Annotated in this window: 10 protein-coding genes and 1 tRNA gene; 2 read left to right on the top strand and 9 right to left on the bottom strand. The window is 46.3% G+C overall.

The window, feature by feature from the left end:
• Positions 1–179: 179 nt before the first annotated feature.
• Positions 180–293, top strand: a tRNA-Leu gene (locus K5Q92_RS16030).
• A gap of 188 nt (positions 294–481) precedes the next feature.
• On the opposite strand, the gene K5Q92_RS16025 is transcribed toward K5Q92_RS16030, so the two are convergent.
• From K5Q92_RS16025 to rsmE, 6 genes are all read right to left on the bottom strand, one after another.
• A complete protein-coding gene (locus K5Q92_RS16025) occupies positions 482–1,600 on the bottom strand; it encodes a site-2 protease family protein (protein WP_374758454.1) in 1,119 nt (372 codons plus the stop codon).
• 112 nt (positions 1,601–1,712) lie between these two features.
• Positions 1,713–3,377: a DUF342 domain-containing protein gene (locus K5Q92_RS16020; RefSeq protein ID WP_220769936.1), complete on the bottom strand. Its 1,665-nt coding sequence runs from the start codon at positions 3,375–3,377 to the stop codon at positions 1,713–1,715.
• Between the two features lie 165 nt (positions 3,378–3,542).
• Entirely contained in the window at positions 3,543–4,568 is a 1,026-nt protein-coding gene (locus K5Q92_RS16015; protein ID WP_220769935.1) for a class I SAM-dependent methyltransferase, read from the bottom strand.
• Between the two features lie 277 nt (positions 4,569–4,845).
• Positions 4,846–6,150 (bottom strand): alkaline phosphatase, encoded by a 1,305-nt coding sequence (locus K5Q92_RS16010; protein ID WP_220769934.1) that lies wholly within the window; start codon positions 6,148–6,150, stop codon positions 4,846–4,848.
• Between the two features lie 14 nt (positions 6,151–6,164).
• Positions 6,165–7,118 carry a glutathione synthase gene (gshB, locus tag K5Q92_RS16005; RefSeq protein WP_220769933.1) on the bottom strand — a complete coding sequence of 318 codons (954 nt, stop codon included), beginning with the start codon at positions 7,116–7,118 and terminating at the stop codon, positions 6,165–6,167.
• Positions 7,119–7,238: 120 nt separating this feature from the next.
• Positions 7,239–7,970 carry a 16S rRNA (uracil(1498)-N(3))-methyltransferase gene (rsmE, locus tag K5Q92_RS16000; RefSeq protein ID WP_220769932.1) on the bottom strand — a complete coding sequence of 244 codons (732 nt, stop codon included), beginning with the start codon at positions 7,968–7,970 and terminating at the stop codon, positions 7,239–7,241.
• Between the two features lie 457 nt (positions 7,971–8,427).
• On the opposite strand from rsmE, the gene K5Q92_RS15995 reads away from it, so the two are divergent.
• Positions 8,428–9,180, top strand: coding sequence for an endonuclease (locus tag K5Q92_RS15995; RefSeq protein ID WP_220769931.1), 753 nt, complete (start codon positions 8,428–8,430; stop codon positions 9,178–9,180).
• A gap of 42 nt (positions 9,181–9,222) precedes the next feature.
• Here K5Q92_RS15995 and K5Q92_RS15990 read toward each other — a convergent pair whose 3' ends face one another.
• The 3 genes from K5Q92_RS15990 to K5Q92_RS15980 all read right to left on the bottom strand — a co-directional run bounded on the left by K5Q92_RS15990 (position 9,223) and on the right by K5Q92_RS15980 (position 12,378).
• Positions 9,223–9,789: a SprT family zinc-dependent metalloprotease gene (locus K5Q92_RS15990; RefSeq protein ID WP_220769930.1), complete on the bottom strand. Its 567-nt coding sequence runs from the start codon at positions 9,787–9,789 to the stop codon at positions 9,223–9,225.
• A 273-nt stretch (positions 9,790–10,062) separates the two neighbouring features.
• Positions 10,063–11,223, bottom strand: a complete 1,161-nt coding sequence (locus tag K5Q92_RS15985) for a hypothetical protein (RefSeq protein ID WP_220769929.1) — start codon at positions 11,221–11,223, stop codon at positions 10,063–10,065.
• 243 nt (positions 11,224–11,466) lie between these two features.
• Entirely contained in the window at positions 11,467–12,378 is a 912-nt protein-coding gene (locus tag K5Q92_RS15980) for a LysR family transcriptional regulator (RefSeq protein WP_220769928.1), read from the bottom strand.
• Positions 12,379–12,485 lie beyond the last annotated feature (107 nt).

The raw sequence follows: 12,485 nt of genomic DNA, 5'->3' as shown, positions 1-12,485 counted from the left end.
AGGTTTTTTAGCTTTTGATTAATTACGTTGTGGTTTAAGTAAAAGTTGAGGCTAATGATTTTCCAGACACGTACAAAGCGTAGCTTTTTTGGATTCAAAATCCGATGTGTATAGGTTTGGGATATGGCGCTGTATGGCCTATGGGAACAGGTTTTTAGCTTTTGCTGATTTACGTTGTGATTTAAGTAAAAGTTGAGGGCAATGAGTTTCCAGACACGTACAAAGCGCAGCTTTTTTGGATTCAAAATCCGATTTCGAAAGAAGTGACGGTTCAAGTCCGTCCTCAGGTACCATTATCAACAAAGCAACCTGCCATCGAGCAGGTTTTTTTATGCCTGAAATTTGGCTCCTATATTTGATACCTTTCTTAACCCTGATTATTGCGGTCAAAATTTCGCAAACAAAAGCGTTTTCTTAAGCTAGGTTTTAAGTGATAAAAAAAACCGACATAACGTCGGTTTTTTTATTCGGAACTTGCTGGTTAGCTCTTTAGGATCTCTAACGGTAGCGCTAGCATTTCATCGCCACTGCCAGCAAAGTACCAGATAATGCCGATGAGGGCACCAACGGTTAAGAAGTACCAAACGGCAGAGAATATTTGTCCATATCTATCTAATGGCAGTAAATGACTCTGGTGTCGAGTCTTCCACTCAAACACTATCTCCGCACTGCCAATAAGCAGTAAGAAGCCCAGAAGAGCAAGCCCCAGTGAGTAACTGATATAGACTCCTGCCGCAGCACCAAGGATACAGGCGACTAATCCCATCATACTGTTCATCGAGAAGCTGATACTCTTTAGAATATGGCCGCCATCTAGGGGTAAAATCGGTAGAAGGTTAAACAGGTTGAGTAGCGCGTTGAAGGTGGCTAAACCGGCAAAGAAAATATTTCCTGTTACCCAGTAGGCCACAAGCGATGCGATTGACATCAATAGACCAAAGGTCGGACCCATAATGGAGATCACCACATCTTGCCAGCGGGTGTTTATCTTCTCATCACTTAAGGCTAGGCCGCCCATAAACGGAATTAAGTAGATGCCTTTGGTTTTCATGCCAAAGTATTTCATTGCACGAATATGACCATATTCATGGAAGACTAAACAGGCGATAAGTGCTAACGCAAACTGGAATGAAAATAACCAAGAGTATGCGGCAACACTGGCACCAGCGAGCAGCACCTTAATCACCTTGGCACTTTTCAGTAACTTAAAGCCTAAGGAGGCGAGACCAACGACGCTAAATTGTCGTTTCTCCGGGATGGGAGTGGTAGGTGTTTGACGCTCAATATCTTTAGTGTTGCGCTGACCTGTTGTTATCACCTCATCGTCTTGGAGTAGACGGTAGTCGATGATAAAAGGTTGCCACTGTAGGTCGGTTTCAAGGGTGATTTTGATTGTCTGCAATGGCACTGGCTCGCCATCGGTGGCAAGTGCAGGATCTTGAGTCGACAACTCAAAAGTGTGGCTCTTTAGCCCTTCGTTGTTGGGGCTAGCTTGAATCACTGAGACTAGGTTATCGCCCCAAAAAAGTTGTTGCCAGCCAGCAAGAGATCCTTCTAGGCGTAAGGGCTTGCCTAGGCAGTCGATTTTCAATAATTCCACGAGATAACTCACACAATAAAAATGGCTCAATTATGCCGTGATTTACAGCGTTAAGGAACGGCTGAAGCACTTGAACCTGGTCTAAATATCCGCATAAGAGCAGAATTAATTATTACTGGCTGTAATCGAAGTGGATCTCATTATTTTCATTTTGGATGTGACAGGGCCCATGTTCTCTCTGGGTACGTTGAAACGCCGTCCCGATATGGAGTTCAACATTGGAGAAGACATGCTTGAGTGCATCGATCCGGTAGTGCTTATAGTAGCTATCTACCTCCATCTTCAATGTTTCAAATTCCGCTTCTTCTTGGGCGCGGATTTGCGTTGTACGGCGCTTTTCCTCCAGCATGACGGTTACTTGCTCAACCATCATTGCATCACCTTGCCACTGCTCTTTAGGAGGGAGTTTCCTGAGCTGTGCCTCGATATTTAGACCTGCAACGACCATGGATTTAATGCTCTGATCCAGCTGCTTGAGCTGTTGTTTTAATTCTGCAAGTTCCATGGCGCAAAATAGTTCAGTTTTAGTGTCGGCGGTGGCACCGATAGCAACGGCCTTAATCCCTTTGCTGGCCTCAGCCCTGCCGCCAACGAGATCGCCACGGCGGCCGCTGGCATCACTAACGAGCAATTGTTGCTGAGTTTGAGTATGACTATGTAGAAGTTGCTTGGTGACTAAGATGTTGCCTGCCGCTTTGAGCTCGGAATATTGCACGAATTGAGCACTGATCTGACCCTGAGCGGTTAACTTCGTCGACAAGCTTAAGTCTTTTAGCTGACGACCAATGACGCCTTTACTGACTGTGATATCGCCTTTAGCCTCCAGTGTCGCTGAATCGACAAAGCCCATAACAGTGATATCACCTAGGCTTTTTACGACCATACCTTCGCCCACATCGCCAGTGATCAACACACTGCCTTTAAAGTCGACATGACCATAGCCAACATCGACATTTTTTATCTGCAATACATCATCGACCTGCATGCCCGATGGCGTTTCGACGGGTTGCCCAGCCACGGTAGCAATAAGTTTGTTAGGATCATCTGGACTAAATTCGGTACCGTTGCCAGCGGTGAACTTAACATCTTTACCTGGTTTGGCATTAAGCTTTTCACCGTACACATTGTAGCCGTCAACGCCTAGGGTAGCAGGGTGTTTCTCGATAAGAAGGTTGCCAGGCTTGACCATGATAACCGCCCCTAGATTGCGCATATCAACGGTGCCATCGCTATTTGATTGAGGTTGTAGCAAGCGCTCCCTCGCCAGGGATACTTTTCGCACTAGCCTAGCTGGTGTGCCGTTCACTGCTGCTCGACCATTAGCTATGATGCTGTGACACTTTTCACCGGGTAAAAGGGTGGAAAACTTGGTAAGTAGCGCATCAATTTTGGCCTTGCTTAGCCCCATGCTAATGCGTTGTAGCTTCAGATTTTCCAGTATATCTCTAAGCCCTAAATCTTTGCCTCCGAAGGCCGCGGTTAATGTCATGCTAGCCTGCATTTTATCGCTGGAGACATCGAAGCTTATTTCGGCGTCACGCCTTTCGCCGATTTCAAAAAATAGTTCTGTTTTCCCTTCATCTTTAGGGTGTAGCTGATTGACTTGAATGACGGCTTGGGAGATCACGGCTTTCAAGGGGCACAGACAAGAGAAGTCTGGTAGTGCTAAAAGCTGTAGTAGAGCATCTTCTGTTATCGGCCCATTGAGGCTCGGGACGATCCTTAATTCGGCTTTTTGGTTATCTTGACTAAACTCAATGAGCTCTGGGCGCAACATAAAAACCCCATCTTTTTTTTATTATTTTTTATAATTAGCTCTGCGAGTATAACCATATAAAAGCTTGGTTAAAAAGTGCCAGTGATAAAATGTGTGAATCAAGAGCATGAGGTAAGAGCTCTAAGGCATGATTGAGGCATGCCTTAGAGTTGAGTATCGCGGGAGTTACTTTACGTTGGAATAAATTTTGTATTTATTGTTTTCTGCAGCGACATTCACCGAACCGAAGTTGTCAGCAATGGTGTCTGAATAGGGAAGGTGACGATTGGCCACGATATGGAAGATACCACCAGATTTGAGGTTCGCAGCGCTGTCTTTGACGAAGTTGGTGGCTATGTTTGTGGTGCTAGCGAGGCCGTCATGAAACGGTGGATTTGAGATAATACCGTCATAGCGTTGAGAGGTTTGCGCTAGACCATCGGATGCAAAGATGTTGGCCTTAAAGCCGTTCGCCGCCAAAGTTAATTCGCAAGAGGCTAGCGCCATGGCATTGATATCGACACAATCAAACTTTAGCTCCGGCTGAGCCTTGAGTAGTGCGGCTGTAATAACACCTGCTCCGCAGCCGAAGTCGAGTATATTGCCGCGCATCTTTGGTAAATTAGCCAGTAGTAATTGGGTACCTTCATCGAGCTTCTTCTCACTAAATACCCCCACCAAATTACAGATAGTCACTTGCCCTTGAGGGGTATCGAGTTGATAGCGGCTTATCCAGTCGGCCAGTTTTAATGCCGGAGCCGGTGCATTTAGTTCACTGGTAAATACGATACAGTGACGGGCATTATCGGCTTTAAACGGCTTATCGAAATAGCTAGGCAGCTGCTTAGGCAGAGACTTAATGCCGCCTTTATTTTCTCCCACAACGATGAGTTGCCCTTGTGGTTTTAGATGCTTAGCGGCGAGGTTAAACAGGTAAGGTGCTAGCGCCTTTGCCTTAGGAAAGTAGACGATGACAGAGTCAAAGCACTCTTCGATTGGCAGTTTATGGCCAAAATACAGGGTTAAATCTGCACAGGTATAGGGCTGCATCATCAGGTGATGATGGTAATCTAATGCTAATCCACACACTTTGCTGGCGGTATTTAACAACTCCTTTGGCAGGTGATCACTTTCATAATTGAGTACTAATACCGATTGGCCTTTGACTAAATCACTGTTTCTGAGGAGGACTTGCGAAGCGTTGGTTAGCATGTGTATTCAAGGTCGGCTTTTAATTGGCTGCGATTATACCTCAACCACTCTGGAATGCGAATTTGATGGAGTTACGTGTATCAAAAAAAGATGGGGAGTATTGCCGTTAAGATAAGCCAAAATCTGACTAATTAAATAGAAAACGATAAACCACGAAGCGTTCATTTTGCTCGCTACACGAAGAACACGAAGAAAAGAAAAAGAGCAGGATGCTTCTCTTTCGTGTTCTTCGTGCCTTTTGTGGTTAATTCTTATCTTTCGAAGTCACCTCAAAAGTTTATTTCGTTCTAGGTAATAAGCTGATCATCTTCTCAGCGATGTCGGTGTTGTCTTGATTACCTTTAAACAGATCGGCCGCAGGACCCGCTGCAAAAACTTGTACATCACCACCAGTGTGACCGCTGGTCGTCCAGCCGGTAAAGCTTCGGTTATCGATGAGCTGTTTCAAACTCGTTTCCAAGGCAGCTTTTCCCTGCATGCGTGCATTGCTAAGACGCAGCAGTTCTTCAGTTTTAAGCTCGAAACCTAGCTTTTGGGCCACTAAAGGCTGCCAATCATCGATGGCGATAGCTTGCTCGGCGATACTCGTAGGGCTTGCTTGGATCCCTTTTAGTAGCGCCGTATCCCAAGCGTATTCGCCATTGGCGCCGATAGATAAGCCACCAGTGTTATGATCCGCAGTTACCACCATTAAGGTGTCAGGGTTGGCGCGCACGTATTGCTCCACTACTTCAATGGCATTGGCAAAACCATGCATCTCCGCCATGGCTGTAGCGATATCGTTGTTGTGGCCTGCCCAGTCAATAAGGCTGCCCTCAACCAGTAGCACAAAGCCATTTGGATTTTGCGATAGAAGCTCTAGGGCTTTTTGGGTTAGAAGGCTTAACTGAGTCGAGTCTTGTTGATCGATAACCCAAGGCAGTTGTACTTCAGCAAAAAGACCTAAGGCCTTGCCTTGGGTTAAGTTATCGAGCTGATCCAACTGGTTAATATGCTGGTATCCCTTAGCTGTAAACTGCTTGAGCAGATCTTCTGGGAAGTACTTCTGCCCACCACCAAGGATAACGTCGGCCTCCGAGCTTAAGTAGCTTTGGGCGATCTCATCGTAGTTACGACGGCTCTCATTATGAGCTAGAAAAGCGGCTGGAGTGGCGTGATTGACTTGGGCGGTGACTGCGACGCCAGTCGCCATACCGCGTTCTTTAGCCATCTGCATGATGGTGGTCAGTGGGCGCTTATCGACGTCAACTGAAATTGCGCCGTTATAACTTTTGACCCCAGTTGTGAGTGCCGTTGCCGATGCTGCAGAGTCGGTTACATAGCCACTCTGTCTAGCTGGATAGGTTGAAGCCATGCCGACTAACAGGCGGTCAAATACCGTTTGCTCAATCTCTTCGGTATCGGGATTATCTTGGTAATAACGATATGCACTGGTGTAAGCAGGACCCATACCGTCACCAATCATGATAATCATATTCTTAGGGCGCGAGGGCGCGTCATGAATATCGACATTGGCCAATACAGCTTGGGGCAACAAGACAAGGGCACAAAGTGCCCAGGTAAAGCTTCTCTTTAAGTTCATGCCGGATCCTTTGGCTAAGCTGACTTGTTGATACGCTTTTCGATTGCGTCCATTAGCATACCTGTAATATCGACATCGAAAGCTGCTTCAATCTCTTTTATACAGGTTGGGCTGGTAACGTTAATCTCGGTAAGCTTGTCACCAATCACATCTAAACCAACAAAGATAAGACCGCGCTTTTTAAGTTCAGGGCCAATGGTGCGGGCAATATGCCAATCGGACTCAGATAACGGCTGCGCCACGCCTCGACCGCCGGCGGCTAGGTTGCCGCGGGTTTCACCCTTTTGTGGAATACGCGCTAAAGAGTAAGGTACAGGCTCGCCGTCGACCACTAAGATGCGTTTGTCACCGGAGGTGATATCGGGAATAAAGGCTTGCGCCATCGCGTAGCGCTGACCGTACTCGGTCAAGGTTTCGATGATCACGCCAGTGTTAGGATCGCCTGCTTTCATTCTGAAAATCAGTGTGCCGCCCATACCATCGAGTGGCTTAAGGATGATATCGCCCTTGGCTTGATGAAAGGCGCGAATGCGCTGCTCATCACGGGTAACTATGGTTTCTGGGGTAAACTCAGCGAACCAGGCAGTAAACAGCTTTTCGTTGGCATCGCGCAGGCTCTGAGGTTTGTTGACGATGAGTACACCTTGCTCCTCGGCGCGCTCAAGCATATAGGTTGCGTAGATAAACTCGGTATCGAAAGGCGGATCTTTACGCATTAAGATCACATCTAAGTCGGCAAGCGGCGTATCGATAGCTTCTTCGAGCTGATACCACTGCTCAGGGTCATCCTTTACGGTCAGGGCGCGCATGGTTGCCATAGCTTGACCGTTGACCAAGGCTAGATCGCTCATTTCCATGTAGAAAAGCTGGTAACCACGGGACTGGGCAGCCATTAACATTGCAAAGCTAGAATCTTTCTTGATGTTGATGCCGCTGATGGGGTCCATCACGATGCCGAGTTTAATCATGGAGCGTTTTCCTTTTCTTAATATTCGTTTCTAGGGTAAACATGGGGACGAATAGGGCCGATTTCTAGTTTATAAGAGATAAACGTTAACTCAGCCTTATTCTTAAATGTTTATCCACATTTAGCCAATGTCGCCAAATTTGAGTTGCAGTGCACTGATGGTCGTGAGTGCTGCCGTTTCTGTACGTAGCACTCGTGGGCCAAGTAATACATCGGTAAACTGGTGCTCTTCAGTCATGGCAATCTCAGGTGCTGATAAGCCACCTTCAGGGCCGATCACCAATCTTACTCTGTTGTTAGGTAAGGTTAGGCCATTGACGCCATGAGAAGCGCGTGGATGCAGGTTAAGTTTGACCGCATCAGATGCTTCAGCGCACCAATCGGCGAGCTGCATCGCTGGGCGCACAACAGGCACAACGCTTCGGCCAGATTGTTCGCAGGCGCTGATCACGATTTTCTGCCACTGCTGAATTTTTTTCTCTAGACGCTCACCACTTAACTTGACGCCGCAGCGCTCAGAAAACAGTGGTGTAATGGTATTGACCCCAAGTTCGACCGATTTTTGAATGGTAAAGTCCATTCTATCGCCGCGAGAGATCACTTGGCCTAAATGTAAGTTAAGTGGTGATTCGCTATCATTTGCCTCACATGTGAGGATCTTAACTTCGACGTTTTTCTTACTGGCGCTAATAATCTCTGCAAGATAGTCATTACCATCGCCATTAAACAGGCTCACCTGCTCACCTGAAGACATTCTTAATACGCGGCCAACATGACCTGCTGCTTCATCATCTAATGCGACCGATTGGCCGACAACTAATGTTGATTGTTGATAGATTCTTGGCACTCTCATGATGTAATTAGCCTTTTTTGCATATGTTGATGAGTTATTTAGCAGCTGACGCTATTGGCGTTGCTTTGAAGCATAGCAATCACTTGGTCACGTCGACATTCAATATTATCAACGGAATAAGTTTTATCCTATCACTAACAATAACGGTAATTGGCAGCCAGATGTTTTTGTCAGTCGGTTGCGCATTTAATAGCGTTGGTTTTGAGACTTAAGATATGGCCGGAGATTGCACTTTAGATGCCTTAAAGTCAACACTGACATGGTGCAGGGCTACCTATCGTCGCAGCTAATCAATGGCTGGAGATGAATAAATGAGGGTTGGATTGACCAATATAGATAGAATTTTGGATTTTGTTCACATTTTTTAGATGAAGTTGAATGAACTTTCGTTTAATAACGCCGTGTGAGCGTGAAGTTAAGGCAAAATTCGCGGAATTTTTTCTTAGTGTAAAGTGTTATGAAAATCCGTTTATTTTGTGCAGGGCTAATCACAGTTTTTTCCCTACCTACATTTGCTCAATCTTACCAAGGTAATACAAGCATTCATTCATTTAATAAGGCCAAAAAAACCTTAGAACGACAAGTCTATCATGACCACCGTATCACACTTTATTGTGATGCTAAGTTCGATAAAAATAAGAACATTACCCTGCCAAATGGCTTTACCACTGAAAAACATGTTAAGCGCGCTAAACGTGTGGAGTGGGAACATGTGGTACCAGCCGAAAACTTCGGACGCACGTTTTCAGAATGGCGTGATGGTCACGACAGTTGTGTGAACAATAAAGGTAAGAATTTTAAAGGCCGAAAATGTGCTGAAAAAATGAATAATGAGTATCGATTAATGCAGTCGGATCTTTATAACTTGTATCCAGCAGTGGGGGCGGTAAATGCCACGAGATCGAATTATAACTTTGCCATGTTGCCTTCTTCACGCTCTAGTTTTGGGGTATGTGAAGTGAAAGTGCAAGGTAGGAAAGTAGAGCCGACAGTCGGTTCTAGAGGGCGAATTGCAAGAACCTATTTATATATGGAGCAAGCATACCCTCGATTTCGTTTGAGTAATCAACAAAAGCAACTAATGAGCGCTTGGGATAAGCAATATCCAGTCAGCGAATGGGAATGTGAACGCGCTAAACGCATCGAGCGTATTCAAAAGAACAGAAACCATATCGTTTTTGAACGATGTGAGGCATTAAAAGCTAAATAGCAAGGCGTTCGTTTTAACGTAACAAATTGCTTTAGTTTGGCTTTAGTTTAGCTTTAGTTTGCTGCCGCATTTGCGGCAGCGATATTGGGTTTCTCCTCTCACTACCTTGTTGTGACGGCGGATACTGAGTTTAATTGGCCCACATTGGCAGTGATACTCGAAGGTCTTGCCCTCGACTGCACGAGTATCGAAGCTATGGGTGGTGCGTGGTACTCGTCCGTACAGAGACTGCATTAATGATTGCCACTCTCGCCCGTGGGGCTTTACTCGGCCATAGAGCTGAAAGGCCAATAGATGGCAGATCTCATGGGGGATCACATCCTCTAGAAAGGCTTGTTGATTATCTTGAAGCAGCTTGGGATTAAAACGCAGTTTGTTTAATTGCAGGTGAGCCGTGCCTGCGCTCTTGCCACGTAGGGTAAAAGCTACCTCAGGTCTTGGAAACTGTTTAGCTAGCTTTGACTCTGCGACTTGATAGCAATGTTCGACCTGCTGCGCCATCTGCTGATGCAGAGGATTTTGGAAGGTCATAACGGGGTGTTCGGTTAGAGTCGAAAGCAACGACTTTTTACTCTGTAAAGACTTGAAGGGATTAAGCGACTTGAACATTAACTCTCACAACTAAATCTCAAAACTAACTCTCAAAACTAACTCTCAAGACCTACTCTCACTGGGGAGGGCTTATAATTTGGGCTCAACAGTATTGAGCGCTGCCATTTTAACCGAGAGTACCGATGCAGGCCAGTGTTGTGCTTGTTAACGAAACCCTTGCCTAGGTGATAGCCCTATATTTAGCTCATTTAGTTAATGCCACTAAAGTTAAGTCAATGACTCGCTTAGATTGCAAGAGGATCTAAGCGAGCTTGTTCTTTCTTGTTACGGCTAGAGTGTGCCAGCGGCTGCGATCACCATGTCTCGAACTTGATTGACGATGTCACTCTCTGTTTTGACATCGTACGCGGCGATGCGCGGAGTGTGGATATGCCCAACAGGGATGCGGCTATTAAACTGCTTTTGCAGCAAGATAGCGCGATAGGAGATCTCATTCGACAAGTAACCTCCGCCAGAGCCCTCTACCGATGTAGCACTCTGTAGTTGTGCTAGTGAGCTGGCTTGAAACTCGCCGCGCTCTAGCGTGGAGACAGTGTGGTTATCATTGATCTTCCACGGGCCTTTTACCGTTTGCATTGCCGCGATAGGTAGCGAGAACTCAACAAACTCGGGGCCATTTAAATTGCCGCCATTAAATTTGGGGGCTATGGGAGCTTGTTTGCTGGCACCGGTAAGCACGTTAAGGTTATCAGGCGCTGCAGCGCTGCGGTTACGGCCCGGGAAGCGCTCGATGTCAAAATCATCTCGTCCCATACTGACGGTAAAGATCATATCAACGCTATTGTCGCGATAGATAGGCGTGAGCAGAGATTCAATCATGCCTTCATCAAAATCGGCAAAGCGTACCGGGATCATCACGGTTTCAATTTGTGCCTGTTTACCATCGACTTTAAAACGGTAACCGTCGAGAGCCAGCGCGGCTAGCCCTGATGGGTTGCTTTGATCGATATTGCGGTCGAGAAAGAAGGGATCGAAACCTGTAAGTAGAATTTTTATCTGAGCGTCATCTTTAAACTCGAGATCGCTAAAACCTCGTGATGATTTCTCAACGGCGTTAATCAAGATGTCTCGCTGCCAGACAGCGATATTGAAGTCTGGTTTCTGGGTTTTGAGTAGCTCACGCATTGCAAGGCGATTCCAATACAAAGAGCGATCATCCAAATGACCGGACTGTACATCTCTTACCGCCTGTTGCCATAACCTGAGTCCTTGATGAGCCACCATCTGGGTGACCTTTAACTCATCTGAATGCTGGCTGTACTTTTCGCCTAAGTTGTTAACAAAGGCTTGATAGCGCGAGACAACCTCCGGCATGGCTTGGTTCGCCTTTACTAAGCGAGCTTCCTCTACATCGAGTGCTGCGAAGGCACTCAGGGGCAGAGTGAGTGCAGCGAAGGCGCTAAGAAGTCGTGCTGAGCCGTGTTTATTCATTGCCAGTTCCTTTCTTATTATTGTTTACAGCGCAAGCTTGTCCATTTGTGGCTTTAATCTTGAGTCACGAGTCTGATAAGGCTGCTATTTTGGTGCTCAAGATATGCATTCACCAGTATGCACCACAATAAATCCCATTAAAAGATATCTGAGGTGGGCTTTGCAGGTATAAGAAGGGAGTGTATCCGCTTCCTTGGGTCGATATGTTGTCAGAGTCGGCTTTGGTGGCGACTCTGATAGGGGTTACATCATCAATGACTGCAGCGATTCTTGGTTGGTGAAACGCTTATGGAAAAAGTCTAAGAAGGCGCTAATGTTAGTGGCGAGCTGACGTCTGCTTGAGTACACGCCGTATACCTTGAAGGCTTCCATCGGCCACTCTTGTAGGATAGGGACCAGTGAACCGCTGGCCAGTTCATTTTTACAGACTGAGTTAGATAGCATTGCAATGCCAAAATCATCCATCACCAGCTGCTTAACCATTACCGCGCTATTGACTCGCACCTTACGCTGAAAGTTAACCATGGTCTTTCTGGTGCCTTTACCTAAGGGCCAAATTGGAGCAGAGCGCGAGGTCCCTAACAAGATACCACTGTGATCGGCCAAGTCTTGTGGTGTGGCTGGAGTGCCATGCACTTTTAGGTAACCTGGGCTGGCGACCAGAATAGGTTGGCGCTCAAATAGCAGTCTGGCAACAAGATCTGATGATTGCAGAGGGCCATATTTGATGGCGATATCGTAGCCTTCACCTACAAGCCCTACATCGCTGTCGGTAAATTGCACATCGAGTTCAACATTGGGGTAGAGGCGTAGAAAACCGCTGCATAGGGTCGCGATTAACTCTTGACTAAAAGAGACGGGAATTGCGATACGCAGTAGGCCTGAAACGTCATTGTGGGTATTTTCCACCGTGGCTTTGGCAGCCTCGATTTCATCGCTTATACTGGAGCAGTGCTGAAAAAATAGCGCGCCTACTTGAGTCAGGCTTAGATTACGGGTATCTCGCTGCAATAGTCGCACGCCAAGCTGTTCTTCTAGCTGGGCAACCTTGCGGCTAATGGTTGATTTTGGCATGCCTATTTCACGGGCAGCTTGAGAGAAACCTTTGGCTCTAACTACCGCCGCGAAGAGCATCATACCGTTTAAATCTGGCATGTTATCTCCACTGTCTCAAATATGGAACAAAGCGTCTAGTGCAGTTTAATAGCAATTGACGGGATAACAAAGTTATATTTACGGGCTAAAAATTTCAGAGGCTAAAA

Source organism: Shewanella sp. MBTL60-007 (assembly GCF_019654915.1).
In the GTDB taxonomy this organism is placed as follows: domain Bacteria; phylum Pseudomonadota; class Gammaproteobacteria; order Enterobacterales; family Shewanellaceae; genus Shewanella.
Note: the sequence above shows the minus strand (reverse complement) of the source record. Positions and strands in the feature narration are given on the sequence as shown.